At 68.6% G+C, this 23,710-nt stretch carries 28 protein-coding genes; 17 read left to right on the plus strand and 11 right to left on the minus strand.

Annotated elements, in window-relative coordinates; translation table 11 throughout:
* Positions 1-2: 2 nt before the first annotated feature.
* Positions 3-332 carry a hypothetical protein gene (locus ACIA03_RS29090; RefSeq protein WP_396988990.1) on the minus strand — a complete coding sequence of 110 codons (330 nt, stop codon included), beginning with the start codon at positions 330-332 and terminating at the stop codon, positions 3-5.
* 384 nt (positions 333-716) lie between these two features.
* Between ACIA03_RS29090 and ACIA03_RS29095 the strand changes: the two genes are divergently transcribed.
* The 11 genes from ACIA03_RS29095 to ACIA03_RS29145 all read left to right on the plus strand — a co-directional run bounded on the left by ACIA03_RS29095 (position 717) and on the right by ACIA03_RS29145 (position 12,558).
* The gene (locus ACIA03_RS29095; RefSeq protein WP_396988991.1) at positions 717-2,591 is read left to right on the plus strand and encodes a hypothetical protein; all 1,875 of its coding nucleotides are present in this window, start codon (positions 717-719) and stop codon (positions 2,589-2,591) included.
* Positions 2,588-3,070: a hypothetical protein gene (locus ACIA03_RS29100; protein ID WP_396988992.1), complete on the plus strand. Its 483-nt coding sequence runs from the start codon at positions 2,588-2,590 to the stop codon at positions 3,068-3,070. The genes ACIA03_RS29095 and ACIA03_RS29100 overlap by 4 nt, the downstream gene beginning before the upstream one ends.
* A complete protein-coding gene (locus ACIA03_RS29105) occupies positions 3,067-3,786 on the plus strand; it encodes a hypothetical protein (RefSeq protein ID WP_396988993.1) in 720 nt (239 codons plus the stop codon). The genes ACIA03_RS29100 and ACIA03_RS29105 overlap by 4 nt, the downstream gene beginning before the upstream one ends.
* Complete coding sequence (locus tag ACIA03_RS29110; RefSeq protein ID WP_183551725.1) at positions 3,783-4,070, plus strand: TrbC/VirB2 family protein; 288 nt, start codon at positions 3,783-3,785, stop codon at positions 4,068-4,070. Before ACIA03_RS29105 ends, ACIA03_RS29110 begins: the two co-directional genes overlap by 4 nt.
* 70 nt (positions 4,071-4,140) lie before the next feature.
* Entirely contained in the window at positions 4,141-4,857 is a 717-nt protein-coding gene (locus ACIA03_RS29115) for a hypothetical protein (protein WP_396988994.1), read from the plus strand.
* Positions 4,854-6,212, plus strand: coding sequence for a hypothetical protein (locus ACIA03_RS29120; RefSeq protein ID WP_396988995.1), 1,359 nt, complete (start codon positions 4,854-4,856; stop codon positions 6,210-6,212). Before ACIA03_RS29115 ends, ACIA03_RS29120 begins: the two co-directional genes overlap by 4 nt.
* Positions 6,209-7,723: an SCO6880 family protein gene (locus ACIA03_RS29125; protein ID WP_396988996.1), complete on the plus strand. Its 1,515-nt coding sequence runs from the start codon at positions 6,209-6,211 to the stop codon at positions 7,721-7,723. Before ACIA03_RS29120 ends, ACIA03_RS29125 begins: the two co-directional genes overlap by 4 nt.
* The gene (locus ACIA03_RS29130) at positions 7,723-9,270 is read left to right on the plus strand and encodes a hypothetical protein (protein WP_396988997.1); all 1,548 of its coding nucleotides are present in this window, start codon (positions 7,723-7,725) and stop codon (positions 9,268-9,270) included. Before ACIA03_RS29125 ends, ACIA03_RS29130 begins: the two co-directional genes overlap by 1 nt.
* Positions 9,267-11,120, plus strand: coding sequence for a type IV secretory system conjugative DNA transfer family protein (locus ACIA03_RS29135; protein WP_396988998.1), 1,854 nt, complete (start codon positions 9,267-9,269; stop codon positions 11,118-11,120). The genes ACIA03_RS29130 and ACIA03_RS29135 overlap by 4 nt, the downstream gene beginning before the upstream one ends.
* Positions 11,117-12,001, plus strand: coding sequence for a DUF4913 domain-containing protein (locus ACIA03_RS29140; protein WP_396988999.1), 885 nt, complete (start codon positions 11,117-11,119; stop codon positions 11,999-12,001). Before ACIA03_RS29135 ends, ACIA03_RS29140 begins: the two co-directional genes overlap by 4 nt.
* Before the next feature lie 47 nt (positions 12,002-12,048).
* Entirely contained in the window at positions 12,049-12,558 is a 510-nt protein-coding gene (locus tag ACIA03_RS29145; RefSeq protein ID WP_396989000.1) for a hypothetical protein, read from the plus strand.
* A 38-nt stretch (positions 12,559-12,596) separates the two neighbouring features.
* Here ACIA03_RS29145 and ACIA03_RS29150 read toward each other — a convergent pair whose 3' ends face one another.
* Positions 12,597-12,836 carry a hypothetical protein gene (locus ACIA03_RS29150; protein WP_396989001.1) on the minus strand — a complete coding sequence of 80 codons (240 nt, stop codon included), beginning with the start codon at positions 12,834-12,836 and terminating at the stop codon, positions 12,597-12,599.
* 302 nt (positions 12,837-13,138) lie between these two features.
* Here ACIA03_RS29150 and ACIA03_RS29155 point away from each other — a divergent pair, with 302 nt between their 5' ends.
* Positions 13,139-14,182: a hypothetical protein gene (locus tag ACIA03_RS29155; RefSeq protein WP_396989002.1), complete on the plus strand. Its 1,044-nt coding sequence runs from the start codon at positions 13,139-13,141 to the stop codon at positions 14,180-14,182.
* A 98-nt stretch (positions 14,183-14,280) separates the two neighbouring features.
* Here the strand turns inward: ACIA03_RS29155 and ACIA03_RS29160 are convergent, their stop codons facing one another.
* The 6 genes from ACIA03_RS29160 to ACIA03_RS29185 all read right to left on the minus strand — a co-directional run bounded on the left by ACIA03_RS29160 (position 14,281) and on the right by ACIA03_RS29185 (position 17,490).
* Positions 14,281-14,616: a YnfA family protein gene (locus tag ACIA03_RS29160; protein WP_396989003.1), complete on the minus strand. Its 336-nt coding sequence runs from the start codon at positions 14,614-14,616 to the stop codon at positions 14,281-14,283.
* Between the two features lie 12 nt (positions 14,617-14,628).
* Positions 14,629-14,946: a hypothetical protein gene (locus ACIA03_RS29165; protein ID WP_396989004.1), complete on the minus strand. Its 318-nt coding sequence runs from the start codon at positions 14,944-14,946 to the stop codon at positions 14,629-14,631.
* On the minus strand, positions 14,943-15,365 hold the full coding sequence (locus tag ACIA03_RS29170; protein ID WP_396989005.1) for a MerR family transcriptional regulator: 423 nt from the start codon (positions 15,363-15,365) through the stop codon (positions 14,943-14,945). The genes ACIA03_RS29165 and ACIA03_RS29170 overlap by 4 nt, the downstream gene beginning before the upstream one ends.
* On the minus strand, positions 15,362-15,685 hold the full coding sequence (locus ACIA03_RS29175; RefSeq protein ID WP_396989006.1) for a hypothetical protein: 324 nt from the start codon (positions 15,683-15,685) through the stop codon (positions 15,362-15,364). Before ACIA03_RS29175 ends, ACIA03_RS29170 begins: the two co-directional genes overlap by 4 nt.
* A gap of 91 nt (positions 15,686-15,776) precedes the next feature.
* A complete protein-coding gene (locus ACIA03_RS29180) occupies positions 15,777-16,625 on the minus strand; it encodes a sulfite exporter TauE/SafE family protein (protein ID WP_396989007.1) in 849 nt (282 codons plus the stop codon).
* Between the two features lie 190 nt (positions 16,626-16,815).
* On the minus strand, positions 16,816-17,490 hold the full coding sequence (locus tag ACIA03_RS29185; RefSeq protein WP_396989008.1) for a class I SAM-dependent methyltransferase: 675 nt from the start codon (positions 17,488-17,490) through the stop codon (positions 16,816-16,818).
* Between the two features lie 55 nt (positions 17,491-17,545).
* Between ACIA03_RS29185 and ACIA03_RS29190 the strand changes: the two genes are divergently transcribed.
* The 5 genes from ACIA03_RS29190 to ACIA03_RS29210 all read left to right on the plus strand — a co-directional run bounded on the left by ACIA03_RS29190 (position 17,546) and on the right by ACIA03_RS29210 (position 20,423).
* Positions 17,546-17,932, plus strand: coding sequence for an ArsR/SmtB family transcription factor (locus ACIA03_RS29190; RefSeq protein WP_396989009.1), 387 nt, complete (start codon positions 17,546-17,548; stop codon positions 17,930-17,932).
* Positions 17,929-18,642 (plus strand): cation diffusion facilitator family transporter, encoded by a 714-nt coding sequence (locus tag ACIA03_RS29195; RefSeq protein ID WP_396989010.1) that lies wholly within the window; start codon positions 17,929-17,931, stop codon positions 18,640-18,642. The genes ACIA03_RS29190 and ACIA03_RS29195 overlap by 4 nt, the downstream gene beginning before the upstream one ends.
* Positions 18,639-19,139: a signal peptidase II gene (locus ACIA03_RS29200; protein ID WP_396989011.1), complete on the plus strand. Its 501-nt coding sequence runs from the start codon at positions 18,639-18,641 to the stop codon at positions 19,137-19,139. The genes ACIA03_RS29195 and ACIA03_RS29200 overlap by 4 nt, the downstream gene beginning before the upstream one ends.
* A gap of 151 nt (positions 19,140-19,290) precedes the next feature.
* Positions 19,291-19,554 carry a hypothetical protein gene (locus tag ACIA03_RS29205; protein WP_396989012.1) on the plus strand — a complete coding sequence of 88 codons (264 nt, stop codon included), beginning with the start codon at positions 19,291-19,293 and terminating at the stop codon, positions 19,552-19,554.
* 221 nt (positions 19,555-19,775) lie between these two features.
* Positions 19,776-20,423, plus strand: coding sequence for a hypothetical protein (locus ACIA03_RS29210; protein ID WP_396989013.1), 648 nt, complete (start codon positions 19,776-19,778; stop codon positions 20,421-20,423).
* 307 nt (positions 20,424-20,730) lie between these two features.
* Here ACIA03_RS29210 and ACIA03_RS29215 read toward each other — a convergent pair whose 3' ends face one another.
* From ACIA03_RS29215 to ACIA03_RS29225, 3 genes are read right to left on the minus strand one after another with little or no spacing between them, the layout of a single operon-like run.
* Complete coding sequence (locus ACIA03_RS29215; RefSeq protein WP_396989014.1) at positions 20,731-22,440, minus strand: hypothetical protein; 1,710 nt, start codon at positions 22,438-22,440, stop codon at positions 20,731-20,733.
* Complete coding sequence (locus ACIA03_RS29220; protein WP_396989015.1) at positions 22,418-22,831, minus strand: hypothetical protein; 414 nt, start codon at positions 22,829-22,831, stop codon at positions 22,418-22,420. The genes ACIA03_RS29215 and ACIA03_RS29220 overlap by 23 nt, the downstream gene beginning before the upstream one ends.
* Positions 22,828-23,706 (minus strand): hypothetical protein, encoded by an 879-nt coding sequence (locus ACIA03_RS29225; protein WP_396989016.1) that lies wholly within the window; start codon positions 23,704-23,706, stop codon positions 22,828-22,830. The genes ACIA03_RS29220 and ACIA03_RS29225 overlap by 4 nt, the downstream gene beginning before the upstream one ends.
* Between the last annotated feature and the right edge of the window lie 4 nt (positions 23,707-23,710).

The following is a 23,710-nucleotide window of genomic DNA, read 5'->3' on the forward strand; positions in this document are numbered from 1 at the left end:
CCCTAGCTCGACGCCGCGTCGCGGCGCTGGAGGTACGTGCGCAGCTCGTTGAGCAGCATGTCGACGCGCTCGGGGTCGACGCGATAGGTCGCAGGCTGCGGCCCCGAACCTTCCTGGTCGATGACGAGGACGCCGGCGTCGAGCAGGAGCTTGGTGTGGCGGTTCACCATCTGGCGCGGAACCTCGAGGCTGTTAGCGGCCTCGTTCATGGTCCGCGAGGAGTTGGAGGCGTAGTAGCGGATTAGCGCCGCGATCGGCTCGGACCCGAAGACGCGCGTCGCGATGGAAACGCTCATGGGTGGCGGCGGGTTCGGCCGGACGAACTTGGGCACATGGGCATTCTGCCCAGATCCGCGTTAATCGCGGGACACGGGATCGCCATCGGGGCCCTTCCTTCCGCTAGTGGCGCGTTTAATGTGCCACTATGCTACCGTAGGCGACGCCCGATCGGCGAACGTGTCGCGTTCTCGATGAACCGAGCCGAGCAAGGGCAAGCGAGATCAAACCGTGACGTTCCAAGTGTTTAGGGCACCTGGATCTGGGTAGGACCAAAGACAGCGTGACTTCAACGGGGGAGTGGGAGTGACCATGCGAACGGTGATCGGGCACCGGACCGGACCTGGATTTATTCGGGTTCGCGTCTCGGCAACCCCGCCTACTGTCGTGGGATCGATCGCTGCCATCGGGGGAGAGCAGCGCGATTCTCGGGGGGAGCAGTGAACCAGTCCAAGGGCGTCACCTTCGCGGGCACCGCAGTGGCGCTTGTCCTGGCCGTGTCACTGGTCGTTGTGGTCGCGTTCGTCGCCACTGACGAGCCGGAGACAGCCGGCTGCGGCCCGGAGGGCTCGCTGCAGGTCTCCACCGACGGCGTGAAGGCCGTGGGGGAGTGGAGCCTGGAACAGGCGAAGAACGCCGCGGCGATCATCCAGGCCGGCCAGGCGCTGGGCGTGCCTGCCCGTGGCCAGCAGATCGCGGTGATGACCGCGATCGGTGAGTCGACACTGCGGGTGCTCGATCGCGGCGACGCGGTCGGGCCGGACAGCCGGGGGCTGTTCCAGCAGCGCGACAACGGAGCGTGGGGATCCTACGAAGACCGGATGGACCCGGCCCGCTCGGCGACCTCCTTCTACAAGGCGCTGTTGAAGGTGTCGGGTTGGGAGTCGATGGAGCCTTCCCTGGCCGCACACACGGTCCAGCGCAACGCGGACCCGTACCACTACGAGCGGTTCTGGTCCCAGGCCAAGGACCTCACCGCGAAGCTGACCAGCGCCGGCGGTACCCCGACGAGCCTGCCCGGTGTCGTCGGCCCGGACGGCGAGACCGCGGGCCCGATGCCCGAGGGCGGCTGCGGTGGCGACGGCGAGTTCTCGACGAACGCGGCGGCGGGCTATGTCGGCCCGTTCAACCCGCAGCAGCTCCTTGAGCGTGCCAAGCGGTTCGTCGCGGCTGGACCGCGCGACCCGTACTTCAACTCGGTCAGCACTTGGTATCGCATGTGCCAGCACTTCGTTGCGAACATGTCGGGCCGAGTGAACTCGGGCTACACCACCGCCTCGAGCGCGTGGGCCCACTTCGTCGCGACCGGTGTCGCGCACCCGGCCGACTCGGTCGACGGCGGAGCACCGCCGCCAGGAGCGTGGCTGTACTACAACGGGGGCGGGGCCGCCGGGCACGTTGCCATCTACCTGGGCGGCGGCAAGGTCGCCAGCAACGACACCTGGGGCAGCGGCCGGATCGGGATCGGGCCGGCCAGCGACCTCACCGACGGACCGTGGCATCTGAACTACCTCGGCTGGGCTGCCCCGTGGGGCGCGAAGGTTGCGACCAAGCCCCCGACGCAGTCGACGCCCGACGGCTCGGCTGGTGGCGGGTCGGTGGTGCTCGCGCACGCCAACATCCCGAACCGGTCCGGCATGTCCGGCTACCGCTCCTCGATGAAGGGAGTGCTGTCGAAGTCGCCCGACTTCGTCACCCTCAACGAGATGCAGCAGCGCACCATGAGCGAGGTGCTCTCCGGAGCACCGGGGTACGCCGGCTACCGCGACCCCTCCGTGGGGAAGGACGCGGGTGCTGGCCAAACGCTCGATACGGCGGTGCTGTGGAAGGCCTCGAGCTGGTCGGCGGTCGCCGCGGGCCGGGTGAAGCTGGTCGAGGACGACCGCAACAGCTACCAGGGCAGGGTTGTGGTCTGGGACCGGTTCGCCTCCTACGTCACGCTGCGCCGCAAGAGCGACGGGCTGCGGGTCAGCGTGATCTCCGTGCACCACATGACCGACCCGTCCAAGTACGGACCGAACCGGGCCCAGCGGCAAGCGGCGTACGGCGCGGGCATGGACGTCCTGGTGCAGATGGTCCGGGCCCTGGAGTCCTACGGGCCCGTCCTCGTCGGTGGCGACTTCAACGTCTCGGCGAGCCAGTCGGGTCGGTGGGCGGCGCCGTCGAAGATGGCGGCCGCCGGCTACGGCCAGGTCCACACCGGTGTCGACTTCCTGTTCACCCGCACTGCCTCCACAAGGTTCAAAGCCAGCTGGAGTGGCCGGATGGTCTCTGACCATCGGTGGCTGGCAGCACAGATCGGATTCGGATCATGAACACGAAGACCATCCTTCTAGCCGGCGGGTTGCTGCTCGCCGTGGTCCTGATCGGGGTCGTGATCATCCCCGAGCTGGTCAGCGACGACCCGGAACCTTCGCAGCGACCCAGCCCGACCAGCGCGCCCAGCTCAGCGGGCGAGGCCTCGACCGACCCGGTGGTGTTCGGGTCGGAGGTCTTCGCGGCCTGGTCGAAGCGGGACCAGTCCTATGAGGCCTGGTGGACCGAGCTGCAGCCGTACCTCGACGAGGCCGCCGTCGCGGCCTACCGAGCTACCGACCCGGCGGAGATCCCCGACGTCAAGGTCAACGGCGACCTGAGCGTCGACGAGGAGCCGCCGGATCTTCCGGGACTCTCGGCGATGGTCCGGGTTCCCACCACCGGTGGGGAGTTCGGGCTGTTCCTGGTCCGGGTGGAGGAGAGCAGCCCGTGGCGGCTGCTGCGCATCAACTTTCCCGAGGGAGGGAGCAAAGCGTGACGACCGTAGATGAGACGCCGGCCCGGATGGGGTGGGGAACCCTTCCGCCCCCGGGCGCCGCTTCAACCCGGCGCAGCGGCGGTTGGGAGCCCGAGTCCCGGCCGCAGCCTGCGCCGCGACGTACCCCGGAGATCCCGTGGCGGAAGAAGAACAGCACTACCCGCCCGCAGGAGCCGGCTCCGCGGCAGGCCACCGCGGTGGCCGTTCCCGGCCCCGGCCTGCAGCCCACGCCGCTGCGGCGCCGCGACGACGAGGCTGCGGCGATCGAGCCCAACGACGCGACGCGCGTCGCTCCACAACGCACCCTGTTCTGGGGTGCGCACGGAGGAGCGGGGTCGACGACCTGGGCGGCGATCCTCGGCGGGATCGAAGTGCCTGCCGACCAGCTAGCGCGGCTCGTCACGCGCCGCACCTGGTCGGTGGTCCTCGTCGCACGTGCCAGCGTCGTCGGCATCGAGGCCGCAAAGCGGATCCTCGCCGAGAACCAGGGCCAGATCTCGTACGTGCTGCTGGTCCCCACAGGGCCCGGTCGCCCACACAAGCTGATCCGGAACGAGCGCAAGGTCCTCGCCGGCGCGATCACCGTCGTCGACGCGCCCTGGGTTCCGGACCTCCTGCTGCGACTGCCGGAGGCAGTCCAGCCCCAACACGTCCCCGAACGGGACCTGGCGCGGCTGCGCGCCGACATTCCATCACCTGAAGGAGAAGCACAGTGAGCACCATCCTCAACGTCGCAGCCGCGACGCAGATCCCCACGAGCATCACCGCCCAGCCGAAGCCGCTGCCCACCGAGGTCCAGCAGGGCCTCGACACGATCCAGGCCTGGATCCAGGGCATCGGCGGCTCCGTCGCGGTGATCGGCCTGATGATCCTGTTCATCGGCCTGTTCTTCGCCAACCGCCACGGCCAGGGCCAGGACTTCATGGCCAAGGCCGGCTGGTGGCTCGCCGGCGCCATCGGCCTAGGCACCGCCGCCGTGATCGCGCCAGTCTTCCTCTAAGACCTCGACGTTCCCCTCGGACTAGGAGCAGCCCGTGAACGACCGACTCAAGCAGGCCTGGGACTCCCGCGTGGCCTTCTGGATCGCTGCGATCTTCATCGTGGCGATCGTCATCGCCGCCATCGTCATCGTCGTTGGCGGCAATGACGACACGGGCCCCGACACCAAACCCTCCCCAAGCGCGAGCCCGTCAGCATCAGGGGACCCCTCGACTCCGGCGACCCCGGGAGAAGGCGCGTTCGTCACACTCCCAGCTCCGGCGCAGAACACGGGCGGATACCCCACTCACTACGCTCAGACCGCCGAAGGGGCGGCCGCAACAGCACTCGCCTTCTTCGTCTCCTCCGGCAGCGTTCTCGACTACGAGCGCGGCCCGGAGATCGTCCGCGCCTATATGACTCGCCTGCCGCTCAGCGAGGCGGAGGCGGGCGACACGATGGTCTCCACCCTTCGGAAGGGACTGGGACTTGGGCTGAACGGCGCTGCGCCCCCAGGCGTCTCCGTCTCCTACGTCATCGACGGCGTCAAGTGGACGCAGGACGGCGAAGACTACGTCGTCAGCGCCGAGTTCACACGGACCTTCACCGCCGCGGACAGATCAAAAACAACGACGACCGGCGCCGTGAGCATCGGGACCGTCGTCTGGTCTGGCGGACGCTGGTGGATCGACGGTAGCGCTCAGACCGCTGGGGCACCGGAGTCCTACGTCGAGCCTGGAACCGCTGCGTACGCGTCGGCTGGCTGGAACGTGCTTCGGAGCAACGAGTGGACCGGAGGGCTGCTATGAAGACGCTCGCACGCCTCGTGGTCCTACTGATCACCGCCACGGTCTTGGGTCTGACCGTCGACGCTGCAACCTCGCAAGCCACGGCCGCGCCGAGCACGGTGCGCAACGCTGATCCCTCCTGCGTCTTCGTGCCTGCCATGTGCGCCTTGGACGGGGCGGGCGAGGCTGCCCAGGGCGCCGTCGATGACGCTGTGACCAGTGCTGTCGACTCGGGTGCTCGGAGCCTTGGCGAGGCGATGATGGGCGCCTGGGACGCGCTGATGAAGAAGTTCCTGACCGTCTGGCTGGATCAGGGGCTTCTGGTCGACCTCGAGGGCGACCAGGTCCACTGGTTGTCGAACGCGCTACGTACCTTGACGGTGCCGTTCGCGGTGATCGGGATCATGATCGCCTGCGTCTGGACGATGATGAATCACCGCGGCGACCGGATGCGTACAGCCCTGGAAGCGCTGTTCCGGGTCTTCTTGGTCTCGACGCTGGGAACCGCGTTCGTCGCGCTGATGGTCCCGGTGGGCGACAAGTTCGGGCAGTGGATCCTGTCGAACGCAGGCGTGACGGTCAACGGGTGGCAGTCAGCTGCCGCCGCGGGCATCGTGCAAACCCAGCCTGGTCTGGCGATCCTCGCCGGCATCTTCGGGGCCCTGTCCGTGTTCTTCCAATGGGTCATCATGCTCGCCCGGGTCGTGGTCCTGCCCCTACTGGTGGCGATCTGGCCGACGACGGCGGCCGCGGCGATGATCCGAGGCGGTGAGCAGTCGTTTGCATCGGTGACCCGATGGATCATCGCGTTCCTTCTGTACAAGCCCGCGGCCGCGATCGTGTACGCCTTCGCGTGGCGACTGAAGTCGGACGATGACATCTCGACGGTGATCAACGGCCTGCTGTTGTTGATCATGGCTGTCCTCGCGCTCCCGGTGCTCCTGCGGCTGATGACACCGGCCGCGAACGCGATGGGCTCAGCTGCAGGCGGCGGCATGTCCCTTGCCGCGACCGGCGCGATCGTCGCCACCGGGGTTGCTGCGGGCGCGGCAATCGTCACCGGCGGCACCTCGGCTGCCGCGACTCCAGCGGCAGCGGGTGCCGGCGGTGGAACTTCTGGTGGTGCAAGCCGGTTCACGGCAGGCGGTACGCAGTCGCCGACCGGTGGTGGCCCACAGCCGCCGGCTCCGGCTCCGGGCAGCCAGGGGCAGCCCGGCCAGGCCGGGATCGATGGTGCCTCGTCGCAGCAGAAGCAGACCGCTGAGGGGTCGATGGCCAGGGGCCTCGATGCCGGTGCCCGGCAGCTGCGGAGTTCGGTGGCTGAGGGATCACAACAGACCAAGGGTGACGACATGATCGGAGGTGACGGGCAGTGAGCGAGTCCGCACAGGTGCGAGCTGACCGGTACGGCAACTGGATGCGACCGTCCTCGGCGGGCCTGTTCGGCCTGTCGCTGGCGGCCCTCATCGTCGCCGGCGGCGGTGTCGTGTTTGCGATGCTGTTCATGGTCTCGGGCAAGTGGCAGGGGATGCTCGTCGTCCTCGGGCTGACCGCGGCCGTGGTGCTGATCGGGTTCGTCCGCTTCGGCGGCCGCACCCTGGCCGGCAAGCTGACCGACTGGGTTTCCCTAGCCCGACGTCGGGCCCGCGGCGAGACGTTGTACGTCACCGGGGCGCTCTCGACCCTGCCTCCGGAGGTGGCCGAGCGGCTCCCCGGGGTCCTCCTCGATGTCGAGACCGTCTCTGGCTCGGACGGGCTGGGGCGCCGGTACAGCCTGTTGCACCACAAGGCCGTCGGTCAGCTGGCCGCGGTGTTCGGGTGTGCCCCGAATGGTGCGGCGATGCAGGACCAGGCTGTGGTCAACGGCCAGGTCGCGAACTTCGGCCAGTGGGTCTCCTCGCTCAGCGTCGAGGACGGCCTCACCGGGGCGACGATCGTCGTCGACTCGGCCTCGGAGTCCTCGGCCGGCATGGTCCAGGCGATCAAGGACACCTATGTGGAGAGCGCACCCGAGTTCGCCTCGCAGGTCCTGGGGGCTGCCGCGGACACGCTGCCGGGGCGTACCTCGACGGTGAACGTGTACGCCACGATGGTCTACGACGTCGAGACCCTCGCCGGGTCGAAGAACGACCTCGACGCTGCGGTCGCGGAGGTGGCGGCACGGATGCCGTCGACCTCGACGTCGCTCGCCTCGGCGGGTGGGAACGCGGTGACGCCGCTGGTCGAGCATGAGCTCTCGCAGATCGCCGAGCTGGCCTATCAGCCCTCGCGGGACCAGGAGATGGCTCTCGACGCGCTCGAGGGCCTGACCGTGCCGCGCTCCTGGGAGCACGCGGGCCCGGAGTTCTTCGATGACTCCGCGGGCCGGATCGTGCGCCACGACGGTGTCGCGTCGGCGACGGTGATGATGACGGTGCCGCCGCAGTCGTTCATCCACGCTCGTTCCTTCGATGCGCTGTTCGGGCCGAACCCGAAGTTCCTGCGCAAGCGGGTGGCGATCTTCTACCGGCCGGTCGACCCCGGCCGGGGTGCGCGGACGGTGGACCAGCAGGTCAAGAACGCGCAGTGGCGCATGGACACACGGCGCTCGCGCCCCACGGCCTATGACCGTGCCGCGCGTGCTGTCGCAGAGAAGACCGAGGAGGAGCTCGCCGCCGGTGCCCGGCTGTCGATGTTCTCGATGATGGTCACGGTCACCTTCGCCGATGAGGAGAAGGCGCAGCGCGAGGCGCTGCACCAGCTGAAGATGCTGATGACGCCGTTGATGATGGAGCACCGCTTCGTCGAGCACGCCGGCTCGGCAGCGTTCCACATCACGCTGCCGTTCGGGGTGCTGCCGTGGCGCTACTCGGCCAAGCCAGTCTGGCTCGAGGGGGCGATGGACTGATGAGCCCGACCTCGAAGGCCTCCCAGAAGCTCGCCCAGCGGGCGGGCCGGAAGGCGCTCGCGCGTACGCACCAGGTCACGCCGCGCGGCATGACCGGTCTCGGTGGTGGCCGCTGGGGGAGCATCCCGCAGCCTCCGGGCTGGTACGGCTCCTCGGCGCAACTGTGCGGGATCTACCCGTTCTCGGCCGGAACCTTCCGGCCGGGGATGGGCACGCCGCTGGGCCGGGACATGGAGGTCGGCACGGCGGTCGCCGGCGACATGAAAACCTGGTACGACCAGGGCCTGATCTCCTCGAGCTCGATGATGCTGTTCGGTCTCAACGGCAACGGCAAGAGCTCGGTGGCGCAGCGGTTCATGTACGGGATGGCCGCGCGCGGGATCGCCCCGGCGGTCTTCGACCCGATCAAGAACGAGCACTCCGAGGCCGTCGCGGCGCTCGGGGGTCATGTGGTCTCGATCGGGCCGCGCTCCAAGCACCGGATCAACCCGCTCGACCTCGGCGCCCTCGGCGAGGCCGCCGACAGGATCGGCGGCACGCTGGGTGATGACATGCGCGAGGCCGCCGTCCGGCAGGCCGTCGACCTGGTCGCGCTGATCGTCCAGGTCAACCGCGGCCGGCCCCTGGAGGACATCGAGGACACGGCGCTGGGGCAGATGGTCCGCTCTGTGATCGCCCGGGTCGAGGACCCGTGGATCAAGGACCTGCTGGCCGGGTTCGACACGCCTCCTCCCGAGGTTGTCGCCGCGACCGGTCGCTTGGACGCGGCCGAGTTCCAGCGCGACTTCCGCAGCCTGCGCGATGCGGTGATCGCGGTGGCCCACGGCGACCTCGGTTACCTGCTGGGGGCGAAGGAGTCGGTGCGGCTCTCGGTTGGCAACCCTGGCGGGTTCTGCTTCGACACCTCCAGCATTCCCGAGTCCAACACGCGGCTGCTCTCGGCCGCGATGCTGGCTACCTGGTCGATCGGGTTCTCCACGATCGACGCGCACTGGGAGCTGTCCCAGTACGACCCCTCGATCCGGTGGGGCGGCTACCTGACGGTCCAGGACGAGTTCTGGTTCCCGATGCGCGCCGTGGAGGGCATCGTCGACCGTGCCGACCGGGTCGGTCGTACGAACCGGTCCCTGGGGGTCTCGGAGTTGAAGATCACCCACTCCCCGAAGGACTTCTTGTCCTTGACCAACGCCAAGGACCGCGAGGCCGCACGTGGGTTCGCGGAGCGCTCCGGCGTGCTGGGCCTGATGGCGCTCTCGCGCGATGACCTGATGGCGCTCTCCCAGAACGTGGTCCGGCTCAACAACCGGGAGATGGACCTGGTCAACTCCTTCAACTCCCCGCCAGGGTGGAAGGCGCAGCTCGATCCAGACGGCCGGCCCCTGCCGCCGCCAGGTGCGGGCAAGATGCTGTTGAAGATCCCCGGCCAAGTCGGGATCCCGATCCAGGTCAGCCTGACCGACCTGGAACGGAACAAGCACGTCACCGACGAGCGGTCCCGGCGTACGCCCACCCGCCCAGCTGCCTCTGCGCCGGAGGTGCGGTCATGAGCTCCCGGGGGAGCAACCGGCAGGCGCAGCCCGGCGCCGGGCTGACCGGCGGCGTCGCCGCCGGCGTCTTCATGGTCCTGGTGCTGGTCGTGCTGTTGGGCTTCTATGCCTCCATCCAGCTCGGTGCGCGGCTCAGCGGACAGGACTCGTTGCCGACGGGGATCTCCGCGACACTTGAAGGCGTACGGGCCGGCACGATCAGGTGGACCACCGCCTCGACGGTGGTCGCGACCGGCCTCGGCACGCTGGTCGTGACGATCGCTGGCCTGGCCGGTGGGCTCGTACTGCGTCGCCGCCGGCGCGCCTCGCGCGCGGACTGGTCGGCGAAGGTGATGGGCCGCGGCAAGGAAGTTGCCGGGATCACCGAGAAGAAGGTCGCCGAGCACGCCAAGACACTGGTGGCCGACTCGGTCACCACCCCGGGCCTCACGCTCGGCGTCACGGTCGCCTCACCGCATCAGCGGCTGTTCTCCTCCTGGGAGGACATGCTGCTACTGATCGCCGGCCCCCGGACCGGTAAGTCGACCTCGTATGCGATCCCGGCCATCCTGGACGCTCCCGGCGCGGCGCTGGTGACGTCGAACAAGCGGGACCTGGTCGACGCCACCCGCGACGTACGCACCAAGGCCGGCTCGGAGGTGTGGGTCTTCGACCCGCAGCAGGTCGTCGGCGACGAGCCGACCTGGTGGTGGAACCCGCTCTCGTACGTCACCGACGAAGTCAAGGCGGCCACCATGGCCGACCACTTCGCCACCAACTCCCGCCCCGGGGACGCGAAGACCGATGCGTTCTTCGAGCCCGAGGGCAAGGACCTGCTCGCCAACTTCCTCCTCGCCGCGGCGCTCGATGGCCGTCCTGTCACCGACGTCTACAAGTGGGCGACCGGCCCCAACGAGGCCGGCGACGCGGTCAGGATCTTGAAGGGGCACGACTACGAGCTCCAGGGCGACAACGTCGCCGCGGTGCTCGCCTCACCGGACAAGCAGCGCGGTGGTGTCTTCGGGACCACCAAGCAGATGGCCTCGTGCCTGACCACCCGCACGATGCAGCCGTGGGTCGTCGAGGGTGGCGGCCGGCGACGTCGTCACTTCGACCCGCATGCGTTCGTCCGCGACGGCGGGACCCTCTACTCCCTCTCGCGGGAAGGACGCGGCAACGCCGGCGCCCTAGTGACGGCACTGACCAACGCGGTCGCCGACGCCGCGGAGGAGCAGGCCACCATCACCCCCGGTGATGGCGTACGCCAGGCGGGCCGGCTCCCGGTCCCGCTCGTCGGGGTCCTCGACGAGGCCGCCAACGTGTGCCGGTGGCGCGACCTGCCCTCGCTCTACTCGCACTACGGCTCACGCGGCATCGTGCTGATGACGATCCTTCAGTCTTACGCCCAGGGTGTGGGCGTGTGGGGACGGGAGGGCATGGACTCTCTGTGGACCGCGGCCAACGTCGCGATCTACGGCGGCGGTGTCCGCGATGAGGACTTCCTCCGCAAGCTCTCCGGGCTGATCGGCACCTACGACAAGACCGCCAACTCGGTCTCGACCCGGTCTCAGACTGGGTCACTGTTCGGGGCGGGTGCTCAGGTCAGCACCCACCTGCAGACCGAGCACATCATGGACGCGGCCGATCTCGCGAGCCTGCCCAAGGGCCGGTCGGTCGTGCTCTCGTCCGGTAACCGGGCCACGCTCGTGGAGACGCTGCCCTGGATGGCGGGCGATCGCGCGGCCGAGGTCCGCGCGTCGATCGCCGCGCACGACCCGGCCGCCTCGCAGACTCTGTCGGGGATCTCCGAGCAGCTGCAGGTGATCCACAACGCCAGCACCATCCAGCCCATCGAGGAGCTCCGCCGATGAACGACGACGCCAGCGGCACCGACGTCGACGACCTCGAGCAGGTCGACGGGTTCGACGAGCTGGGGGAGTGGGACGTGCCCGGGACTGAGCCCGACGACGGCACGGAGACTGATCCGTCGGTGTCGACGATCGAGCTCACCCCGGAACTGCTCGACGCGCAGGCGGCCGCGGTCGCGGCCGAGGAGGCCGCGGTCGACCAGGCCGATGCACTGCGCGCCGCGGAGGACCTGGTGGCAGATGCTCGAGGTGTCGAGGCCGTCGCACGGGCGAGGCTTCTCGAAGTCCAGGCAGACCAGACCGGCGCTCGCTCCCAGGTCCTGGCCGCCGAGGAGGCCGTCGCGAAGGCGACCCGTGACCGCAGTCGCGCCGAACTGCGCGTCGAGCGTCTCCAGGAGCGCGCCACGGCCGCAGAGCGGGCCGTCGAGGAGGCGTACGCCCAGGTGCAGAACGTCGTCGACCAGGCCGACGCCGGCGCCAGCGACTCACGTGATGATGACGAGCCGGCTCTGATCTACCCGACGCTGCCAGACTTCGTCGAGGAGTTCCTCGTCCCGACCTACCGTCGTTGGATCGGTGGCGTCGGCGGCCGCAACCCAAACGGCGAGGACTCGTTCTGGTGGGACGCGAAGTGGTGGCTCCACCCCGAGGCCGTCCAGCGGCTCGAAGCGCTCTGGCGAGCCTTCGAGCACCTGCGTCGCGACCCGGCGCTCGGGATGAGCGTGTGGTGGCGCGATCACGCCGATCACCACATGCCGATCTTGCTCTCCAAGTTCGGGCCCTTCGGCGACAGCAAGGACAACAACGAGCGCGGCGAGCCGCTGCCCCACACGACACCACCCAAAGGGATGTACGAGTCGACTCCGGACGAAAGGGACGAGTGACCTATGGTCATCATGGCCATGAGCGCCTGGGCATCGGACATCGTGTCGTGACCACGATTCAGCCCAGGAGCCAGCCCAGCACGAGTGAGCCGCGACCCCTGATCTGGGTGTTCGAAGTGGTTCCGGAGACGCCGAACGGCGAGCGTCACCAATGCGATCCACGCCTCAATGAAGCGATCGCCAGGCAGATGAGGACGATGCCGGGGTTCGTCGCCTCGGCGTGGAACCGCGAGCGCGTGGAGACGGTCTTCGAGCAGGTTGGTGTTCTCAACGACCGTGGACCAGCCATGAAGCTGGTTACTGATCGGGTGCAGTTGGCCGACCCCCGCTCTGATGGCCGCCGCCTGGATCGCTCATACGAACTTGGTCACTGGCCTGACCCGTGCGACTGGGATTGGCTGCTCGCTCCTATCGAGGTCGCGGCACGGTCGGCCCTAGAGGGTCGGCACCAATGCGGTACGCACAGCTGGTGCGACTGCGGTCGCATCGGCAACAAGTTCGACCCGAAGAAGAACGAAACCCTTCCGCTGGGGTCGTTCGTCGCCAGCGCCAGCTGACCACCCTTCGTGGCGCGCCTGCCGCCGCTAGCTGCCCCCTATTGGGGCGTCACGACGACGTCGGACTCGGTCGCAGCGTTGAACGCGGCGACGAGGTCACGGGACAGGTCGTACTCAGCCATCGTGATGACGGCGGCCGGCCTCATCACGATCACCCCGTCTGGCTCACGATGGGCCAGATAGCGCCGATGCATCGGATCCAGCGGGCTCAGGTCGACACAGCCTTCCTCGTCGACTGTCACAGCCAGACCGAGCTCCCGATCCTCCGCACTCGTCATGGGTGCGATCCTACGTTCCCCCGGAACTCGGGGTGTCGGTAAGGAACGTGTCACCAGCGGCAAACCAAGTGGTGCGCATGCGTGGACGAATGAGCGGTTACCGACCGTCTACTGGCGGAGCCGCTCTGGGTGCCTTCTCCTTCTCCCTGCTGTGAGGCGGGAGAGTGACACCACGAAATGCGCCGTCGGTGCCGCGAGCCCCGGTACGGACCGGGGCTCGCGGTTCTATGCCGTCCGGAAACGGCCGAATCCGAACACCCAAGGCACGCCCGTCTGCGCGCGCAGGCGAATAGGATCAGGCGATGCCCGATAGCGTCGAAACTTGGCGGCTCTATGCCGCCGAGCACTCGGTTCCCCTGGGGAAGACGATCAACGATCTGGACGACCTGCAGGCGTTCTACGACGACGTCATGTCGTCGGACTGGTGGAGAACCAACATCCCGTACAACCCCACGCTCAAGGTGGAAGTCGCCGGCCACCACTTCACCAATGGCGAGGGGATCGAGCAGCACGTCTCCTACCAGGAGTACGAGCCGCAAAGGTACGGCCGCGCGACCCCGTCGAAGATCAGCATCCTCCCGGAGCACCTGTGCGACATGATCGCGTTGCACGAGCTCGCCCACGCCGTGCAGCCACGGTTTGAATATGTGCGGCCGCGACAGCCCGACAGGATCCCAGAGCATCGGGCGTTGAGTGCGCACGGGCCAGGGTTCGCGGGGGTCTTCGCCGAACTGGTCCGCGAGTTCGGCGACGGCGCCATCCATGACGATCTGCGCGACGCGTACGCCCACTTCGGCGTGCCGTGCCTGTCGTTGTCGGAGTACGTGGCTGCGGCTGAGTCGAGCATCGCCGCGGAGGCCGACTACATCTCGATGCACGAGGAAACGGAGGCCTACCTCAAGGAGCTTGCCGCCGAGCGAGAACGAACCGGGCAGGTGCTGCCGACACCCCAGGGCCGAATCCCGACGATGACGTGGGGCGACTGGCTTCGGTTCGTTCGAGGTAAGCACTACGGCCGCTTCGGTCCCGGCCGGATGACGCAGGCGCAGTGGGCCGACATGGTCTCCCCCGTTGAGCGGTGCACGCGGAAGCAGATTTCGCTTCTCGAGCGGGCGGAGAAGATGCCGCACGAGGTGCGGCTCCGGCGGATCGCGATGTGCATGATGGTGGCACTCGGCATGGACCCGATCTGGATGCGGCACACGCTTGGGCTGGTCCGTTGGGATTGTGGGATCGACCTCGATGAGCTGCGGGTGTTGAACCCGGAGTGGGTTGACCTGGTGGAGGAGTTGAACCGGCTCGGTGAGGAGCGGCCGCCGCGGTGGACTGCCGATTCGTACGACTAATCTCGGAAGGGTCGCTTGGAAGTACCTAGGTTTAGACATGCGAGGTTGCCGATAGTTACCTCTACCGGCGTACTCGGAGATCCGCATCCAGCGCAGGATCAACTGGCGCGCGGGGAGTACATGATCACGGCGACCCCGACCAGGCAGATGAGGGCGCCGGCGACGTCGTAGCGGTCGGGTTTGAAGCCGTCGAGAGCCATTCCCCAGGCGAGGGAGCCAGCGACGAATACCCCGCCGTAGGCGGCAAGGATGCGTCCGAAGTGCGCGTCGGGCTGGAGGGTGGCGACGAAGCCGTAGATGCCGAGTGCGATGACGCCGGCGCCGATCCAGACCAAGCCTTTGTGCTCACGGACCCCCTGCCAGACCAGCCAGGCGCCGCCGATCTCAGCGATGGCGGCGACGACGAACAGGGAGATCGACTTGAGCGTGTCCACGCGGTGATCCTGTCAGCGACCGGTGCCTACGTCGTGAGGTGCATCCGTCGGACGAGCGGTGATGGCCAGGTCGACCGGCTCGTCGACCGGTCTGTCGTCGGCACACGTGGCTGTGCGTGCCAGCTGTCGGCGGCGGCCCCATACGGCGAGTAGCGAGGCGGCCAGCACGACCGCTCCGAAGGCGAGGCCGGCGAACGCGGCCGTGGCGATGGTGGCGGCCAGGCCGGCCCCGGCGAGGCCGAGCAGGGCGAGTAGTGGTGGTGCGCAGCAGACCGCGCAGGCGGCGACCCCTGCCCCGAGTAGGTGCCGGTCCTTGATCTTCGTGCTCACGCGTCGGCCTTCCTGGTGGTGATCTCGACGAAGGGCAGCGGGCAGCAGTCGCTGCTCGCGCACTGGTGCAGGTCGTCGCAGCCGGCGTCGAGCGCGGCGCGGAGGTTGTCGCGGATGGCGACGAGGTCGGCCATGCGGGCTTCGACCTCGAGGAGCTTCTCTTGAGCACGCGCCTGGAGCCCGGAGTCGCGGCCGCGGCGCCGACCCACCTCGATCAGGTCGGCCACCTCGTCGAGGGTGAACCCGAGCCGTTGGGCGGCCTTGATGATCCGCAGCGTGTGCACGGCCCGCTCGTCGTAGAGCCGGTGGCCACCGGGGCTACGGTCGGGCTGCTCGATCAGCCCGCGTCGCTCGTAGTAGCGCAGGGTTTCTCGGTTGACCCCGGCCGCCTGGGCGACATCGTTGATCCGCAGGCTCACGCCGACAGCTCCTGCGCTCGCTCGGCCAGTGCGTCGAGGATCTCCTGGCGGGCCGGCGGGACCGAGATGTCCAAGGTGAGGTCCTGATCGTTGCCGTCGACGGTGAAGGCGAAGAACGAGCAGCACGACGTCTCCCGTGCCGTCAGGTCGCGGACCCGCTCGACGAGGCCGTCACCGCCCGTCAGGCGCATCCGCACGTCGTTGCCGCGCCGCTCGACGCTGCGGACGGCGGAGGCGAACAGCGCGTCGAACTCTGCCAGCCGCAATGGCCGCTCAGCAGTGGGCATCGTGCAGGCATCTGTGTTCAGCAAGCTCTCCATGCTGATCACGGTAAACCCGGACCTAGGTACAAGTTGCAAGCCCGAGGTCGTCGACCGTCGAGCAGACGGCAGTTGCCGATAGATACACCTCTCACGCCGGGTCCGGCGTCTGATGGCGCCAGACCTTGATCGATGAGGCGAGGAGTAGCAGGACGAGGACCGGGATGAGGACGGCCTCGGGGACGACATTGAGTAGTAGGCCGCCCAGGATGGTGCCGGTGATGGAACCGGCGCTCATGGCGATGACGAAGCTCTTGTTGGTGTGCAGGACGCGGAAGCTCTGGTCGCGGCTGTAGCGGGCGAAGGCGACGAGCATGGTGGGAAGTGAGACCGCCAGAGACAGGCTGCCTGCGGTCTTGATGTCGAGGGCGAAGAGCAACACGATCGTGGGGATGAGCAGTTCGCCGCCGGCGACGCCCATCAGGGCGGCGACCACGCCGATTCCCGCGCCGGCTACCACCCCGAGAACGGTTCGGGTGACTGGGTCGAGGTCAAGTGCTTGGAGGTTGCCGAAGTGGTTCCATGCCAGCGCCGCAGCGATAAGGACCAGCAGAGCGGCCAAGATCTTGTAGAGGGTGGCCGACCGTAGTTTGGTCGCCCAGGTGGCGCCTGCCCAGGCGCCGATGAGGCTGCCTGCGAGCAGGTTGAGCACAACGTCCCAGTGGCCGGTGATGGCGCTGGGCGGGACCGCGAGGAGCCGAGCGGGCAGCGCGGTAAGGACCACGAGGAGGCTCATTGCCTTGTTCAGGATGATGGCCTGCAAGGCGATGAATCCAAAGACGCCGATGAGCAGGGGCAGCCGGAACTCGGCACCGCCCAGGCCGATCATCCCGCCCAAGACGCCGATCATCGCGCCAGCGGTGAAAGCCAGGGGCCGCGATCCCTGCATCTTGGGCGGTCGGCTGTTGCTGCTGGTCTCAGCCGGGTGGGCGGTCGTCATGGATGGTCATGGTATTGCGCAGGATGGCTGCGCGATGCGGCCGCAAGCGCTGTCGAACCTGACCGACATTCACGCCCAGAACGCCCCGAAATCCCTCGGACACCTGCAGGTATCCGTGGTGTGGTGCCTGAGCGCGACGTTGCCGATAGTTACCTCTACCGGCGAACCCCAGATAACTCTGAGGAACGCGTTAGACGGCCTCGTGCTCACGCGGGATACGCACTGCTTCTCGCCATCCTGGGTCAGGATGGTCCGGGTCTTGCTTGTGAGCTGCGCCGAGCAGGTAGTCGTCGCTGATGCGAGTGAACGCGTCTGTGACCGCCAGGCCGTGACGGGGCAATTCGGCCAGGAACTCGTCTGCGGTGAATCGGTCGTGCTCGGGGTGGTCGAACAGTACGCGGTAGGTGGGGCGGGCCAGGGCGTGTGCGGTGACCTCGTCGAAGACGAACACGCCGCCTGGCTTCAAGACGCGAGCGATCTCGGCAACGGCGGAGCGCCAGTCGGGGATGTGGTGGACGATCGCGAAGTCGAACGCGGCGTCGTAGGTGTTGTCCTCGGCCCCGAAGGCCGACTTCAGGTCGGTGGCGTCCCCCACCTCAAGGCGCACCCGGCCCGACCGGTCCGCTAGGCGACGTCGGGCCTTGGCGACCATGTCCGGGTCCAGGTCGAGGGCGTCGACGTCGGCAGCACCGAAACGGTCGAGGATCAGCCGCGTGCCGTATCCGGAACCGCAGCCGATCTCCACCGCCCTTGCACCGGGCGACAGTGGCCCGCCGGCCAGCTTCAGCAAGGCTGGGACCTCATAGAAGCGTTGCAGCGCCCGGCGGGCGGGGCTGTTGATCGCAGCCTTTTCGATCCAGTTCATCATCATGACGAGACCCCCTCTAGATTGCATCGGTCTAGACCGTTATCATCGTTTCATGACGATTAGTAGCACGGAGGCCACGCCGTTGGCCACCACCTCATGTGGGGCACCGTCCGCGGCCGTGGCCCTGTTCCGCTCGCTGGGTGACCCGGCCCGGCTGGCGATCCTGCGCCGGCTCGCCGAGGGCGAGGCCCGCGTCACCGACCTGGTCAACTGCGTCGGCTTGGCGCAGTCCACGGTCTCGGCGCATCTGGCCTGTCTGCGTGACTGCGGCCTCATCACCTCCCGGCCGCAGGGACGCGCCACGCTGCACTCACTGGCCCGCCCGGAGCTGCTGGACCTGCTGGCCTCCGCCGAGCAGCTGCTCGCGGCGACTGGCGAGGCCGTCGATCTGTGCCCCACCTATGGAACTCACTCCGAGACCGAGGAGCCCACCCGATGAGCAGCACCCCGAGCTCGGCCAGCACCCCGGATGTGACCGGCCCGGCCGCACACCGCGCGGTCCGATACGCGAAGTTCACCATCGGCTACAACGTCATCGAGGGCATCATCGCGATCTCGGCCGGCACGGTCGCTGGAGCGGTCTCCCTCATCGGCTTCGGCATCGACTCCTCCATCGAGGTCGCCGCCGCCACCGTCGTCCTGGTACGACTGCTCGCCGAGATCAAGGGCGGCGAACCGGATGAGGCCAAGGAACGCCGAGCCCTGAAGTTCATCGCGATCACCTTCTTCGCGCTCGCTGCCTTCGTCACCGTCGAGGGCATCCGCGACCTGGTCAGCGGCGAGAAGCCCGACACCTCACTGGTCGGCATCGCCCTGACCGGCATCTCGATCGTGATCATGCCGTGGCTGGCCCGGGCCAAGCGCAAAGCGGGCCTGGAGATGAACTCGCGCCTAGTGGTTGCCGATGCCGCAGAGACCCGGCTGTGCGCGTGGCTGTCGGTCTCGACCTTCGTCGGCTTGGTCGCGTTCGCGCTGCTCGGCTGGACCTGGATCGACCCGGTCGCCGGATTCATCATCGCCGGATTCGCGATCATGGAAGGCAAGGAAGCCTGGGAAGGCGAACTCGTCTGCGACGACGAGTGCGACGATGAGGACCAAGCATCTGCCACCGCGACCGGGAGCTCTTCCCGCTCGGACGACCGCAAGTGACCGCCCCCACCACGGCCACGGCCACGGCAGGCGCCCTCAGGCGCCGCACGGGGATGCTGGCTCTCGCTTTCCTCATCGCTGGGGTCGACCTGGGTATCAAGGCATGGGCCGAACGCACCCTGCCGGGCGCCCCAATCGAGGGCGGCCCACTCGACCTCCAGCTCACCTTCAACCCTGGAGTCGCCTTCTCCTTCGCCGCCGACGCGCCGCCGTGGACGGTCATCGTCGTCACAGCCCTGATCACCACCGCTGTGGCTACCGTCCTGTGGCGCGCCGCGCCGACCGGCCGCCGGGCATGGAGTATTGCGCTCGCCGTGATCCTCGGCGGAGCCCTCGCCAACCTCATCGACCGAGCCCCGGACGGACATGTCACCGACTACCTACACACCGGCTGGTGGCCCACCTTCAACCTCGCCGACGTCTTCATCGTCTGTGGCGGGCTGCTGCTCGTCGCGCTCTCCTTGCGGGATGACGAGCCTGAGCCCTCCCTCACCTAGCCGTTGCCGATAGTTACCTCTATCGGCGGAACCACCCCGCCGGGACCGCCGATAGAGCGCCCCGAGACTGTCGGTGCCCAGCGGTAGCGTCCCCAGCGGCCCACCGCCGATAGTGCGATCCGCCGGCGGACCGCAGAGTGAGGAGCCGGCCATGCCCGACCCGACCGACGAGACCAGCGCGGAGACGAGCGGCCTGGTCGACGACCTCGCCACTGTGCTCGAGGACACCGGCGTACGCGTCGAGGAGCTGATCGAGGAGCTGCTCGAGGCCGTCGACCTGGCCGAGACCATCGCGGCCGCGCTGCAGGGCGGCGAGCGCGACGAGATGGCCTGGAACTCCCGAAGGTGTCCCCAGGGGCAAAGTAGGCCGGAAAAGGGCCTGGAACTCCCGAAGCTGGCCCCAACCGACAAGTAGAGGCTGGAACTCCTGAACGTGTCGCCAACTGACTAGTAGCGGCCCCACGCTCCTGGGAATAGGCGCTCGAGGTGCGCCTCCCGGCGCTCACGCCGTTCAGTTCGACGTCCCCGGGTCTCGACGTCTTTGGCCCTATGCGTCCTGGGTGGGTCGCGGGCGAGCGGTGACGATGTTGTGCGACGTGTCGACGGGCGGTATTAAAGCGCGCTATAAATTTCTCCATGGAGTACTCGGCGGTCGCAACGCTTACGCACCAGGAGCCTGAGCATGTGTGCGTTCAGGTGGTATCGAACGAGCCTGGAGGGCCTGACGGGGAACTGACTCCCGTGGCAACGATCACCGCGCCGCTACGGCCTGGCGGACCGGACCCAGATCCGTTCGTCTCAGAGGAGCACCGGGCGGGCTATCTGCTTCGAGAGATCGGGTGGCAACCGATGGACGCGGTGGCCTTCGGTGCGCCGTTCCGGGTCACTCGTCACCCGTCGTTCAGGGCTAACGTCGTCACGTACGAGGGGGAGTCCGTCGAGCTCGTGCAGGTAAGGAACAGCGACGGCGAGGTTCTGGCCGAACTCCCGGTCATGAGCACGCCCGAGGCAGCTCTCCGTGCCGCGGGCTGGGGCGTGCTAGGGGCCGCGGGGGTCGGCTGGCCAGATGACGTCCTCGCGGTCGCGCCGAGCGATTGGCTTGATGTCGTCCGGCACGCCCGAACTGAGCGAGAGGGCGCCCAACGCGAAGCCGACCGGCGCGAGCAGTTCTGGGCCAGCTGTCTGCGGGAGGCCGTCCTGGCTGGTCACACCGCCGTCGAGCTTGCAGAGATTGCTGGCGTCACGGCGCAGCGTATCTACCAGATCCGGGACCGGCGCCGGTAGTGCGTTGGGTCGTAGCAAGTGGGACCGCGAAAACTTGGGCCGTTCGACAGGATCTGGATCGGTCGACTCGAATTGGCGTTGACGCCACGGAAAACCCCCCCGGAGTATCACTCACCGTCCGCATCACTAGACGGCCCGGGACTCCTAGCGCTGGCCCTAGGGTGCAAAGTAGGGGGCTGTGGGCCGCGTCCTGGCGTGTCGTTTGCCGCTGATGACACGTTTCTTACCAACACCCCAACTCGGGGTGTGTCGGCACTTTGCCGCTCGACGCCCAGCTGGGCGTAGCCGGCCTGGGAGCCGAGCGCATTCAGATCTCTGTCTCGCGGGCCGTGCGGGTCACCTGCGCTGGCGCCGGTTTCGCGCGCTTGTCTTCGCCGGCTTCAGCGATGCCGGGCCTGGGTGTCTGGGCGATCTGTGCGGCTGGTGAGGCTTGTGCTGCTCGGCCGAGGCGGGCCGCCTCCTGGGCGCGGGCGAGGTCGTCGCCCGCCCCGACGGTGGCGACGTGTGTTCCTGCAGCTGCGGCGGCCGCCGAGCTCTCGCCGGCTCGGTCGGTCGACCGGTGGAGGCCGTCGACGACGATCTCCGGTGCCGGCACGGTGAGGTTGAGCCGCTTCTGGTCAGTGGTGATTCCAGTCGACTCGATGAGCATCTCGGGGCCGGGCTGTTCTGGGCGTGCGGCCTTGATCTCGCTCCGCGCTCGCACGTCGAGCGGTCGGGCCGGACCGGTGAGGTTCTGCGAGTCGCTTAGCGCTGTCCTGGTGTGCTCGGCGATTCCCGCGGCGGCCTCGAACGCGCCGGCCAGGGTTCGAGTCGCCGCGGCGACGTCGACCCGGCTGGCGATCGTCTCGGCCGGGGCGACCTGGTCGCGCATGTGGGTGATCTCGCGGCACGCGGCGCGCAGTTCGCCTGCGGCTTGGACCAGTCCCGGTTGGGCGGGTCGTTCGCCGGGGGAGAGGTCGCGCCAGCGGTATCCGAGGTCCATCCAGGCCTCGCCGCTGGTGGTGATCGCAGTGTTCATCCGCTGCGCCGACGTCGTCTCCAAGGCACCAGTCTCGACGCCGGCGTTGGTGATCGTCAGCGTGGCGCCGGCGAGCATGCCGTGGGTGCGGGCGATCAGGCCGATCTCGGCCGGGATCGGGTCGGCGGCCAGGGTACGTCGGGTTTGGGTGCCGAAGGCCTCCACCGCAGCCGTCAGGCGCGGCAGCCCCACCGGGGCCGGCTCATGCTGGTGCGAGACAGCGGTCGCCAGGGGCCGCTGGGCGATCGCGCTGGCGAGGATGGCCTCGGCCGACTCGACGCGGCGCAGCCAACTCACGGCGGGGGAGACGTCGCGCCGACGAGCTGTGCCGGGCTCGGGCACGTAGGTGTCGCGCTCGATCCGCAGATGCACCGCCACGGCGTGCGTGGCGATGTAGGAGATGTGGAGCGCTCGAGCGCGAGTGGCGGCCAGGTCGCTGGTGACGGCGGCGTTGTTGATGTCGAACTGCGGCGCGAACCTGGTGACCAGGTCGTGCGCCCTGCGCAGGTTGCCCGACATCTCCTCGAGGCGCTGGTCGCCCGGGCCGGGGCCGGGCCACTCCGAGGCGGCCACGTCGCTGGCGACCGACCCGCTGAGGCTGCGTAGCCGGGTCGCGGTGATCTCCTCGCGCATCTCTCGGTAGGCCGTGTTGCGGTTCACGCCTGCCGCGGTCGCGCGCTCGCTCATCATCGATGCGCCGGCACGGGTCGGCTCGACGTTGGCCTCGCGCAGCCTCTGTTGCACGGCAGAGGTGGCCGGGATCGTCTCGACGAGCTCCGCGACGTTCTCCATCAGCTGCGGCCACGCACGCAGCACGCGGCCGGCCGCGTGATCGTCGACGTCGAACAGCAGCTGACGGGCGATCGAGTCGGCGTCGGTGACGAGTTCACCGACGCTGCGGAAGTCACGCGCGAGACCGAGCTTCCCGGTGGCGTTCTCGCCTTTGGTCAGCTCGGTCTCGATGATGCGGGGGCTTCTACCTGGTGGCACGTCCGGCATCGCCGGCCTCCACAAGCAGGTCTGCGATGGCGACGACCAGACCGCTCACCCCGGGCAATTCGCCGGGCACTCGGTCGAGGGCGCGGCCGGCTTCGCTCAGGAGGCGTACGCCGGCCTCGAGGTCGGTCTCGCCGTTCTCGCGGTTTCCGTTGGCCAGGGGTGCTCGGGAGCCCTCGCCGAGGATCCGAAGTGCGTCGTGGGTGGCGAGCTCTGCGCCCAGCGCAAGGCTGTGCAGCCCCGACTCGAAGCCGGCGGCGTCGGCGGCCGCCAGGAGACGGGTCGTGCTCTCACGCAGCAGGCCTGCGGTGTGCGCGATCGCCGTCCGGTACGCCGCTTCGATCCCATTCGCGCTGGTCGCATCGGTGGTGGTCTCGCCGTGCATCTGGCTCATCGGGTGATCGTCCTCTTCTTCTGGCGGTTCTGCCCCTGGCCCGGCGACTGCCCGCGGCCCTTGCGGGCCTGCGCTCGGGGCGGCTTGTTGTCGCGGACGATGTCCTCGGCCGGGCGGGCCTGGGCGTAGTCGGCGAGCATGCGCGCTTCCACCGCATTCTCGGGGTGACCGTTGCTGCGCAGCTGCTCCTCGGTCTGAGCCCGTCGCTCGTGGCTGTCCCACTCGGCTGCCGGGCGGCCCTTGCCTGCGTCGACGTCGGCCTCAGCTGCAGTGGCGCCGGCTCGCGCGTTGTCGCCGTCGGACAGGTGTCCCTGCTCCTGGGTGTTCTCGCTGCCGGCCTCGGCCACGCTGACTGCGTTGTCCTCGCGGCGGGCGTGCTCGGCGGCCGACTGGTCGGCCGCCTCGGCGGCCACGAGGTCGCGCACTGCGCGGGCCTGGTCGAAGTTGGTGCCCTTCGCGAGCTGCTGCTCGGCGTGCGTCAGCGCCGGTCCTCTTTCGTCGGCGTTGAGGCTGGCCAGGTCGAGGCCGTGGCGCTGCTGGATGGTGGTCTCGATGCTGTGTGCGGCGTGCTCGGCGCTCGGGTCGGCCTCGCGCCAGGCGCGGGCCAGGGTGTAGGACTCGGCGACCTGATCGGGTGTCGCGGTCTGCCACCACGCCGGGTCGTCCACGCGCCCGTAGGTGGCGCGCGCGGCTTGCCGTTCGGCGTCGAGCCGGGAGCCGAGTGCGCGAGCACGTTCGGTGCTCTCCGAGGCGGCGCGCTCCTGCAGCTGGTGGCGTACGCGGGCGAGGACCTCGCCGACGCGTGCGGCGGTGGTCATCGCGACTCGTAGGCTCTGCTCGATGGTCTCGTCGAGACCGTCGCTGTTCTGGCTCATCGGT

Source organism: Nocardioides sp. NPDC051685 (assembly GCF_044453405.1).
Lineage (GTDB): Bacteria > Actinomycetota > Actinomycetes > Propionibacteriales > Nocardioidaceae > Nocardioides.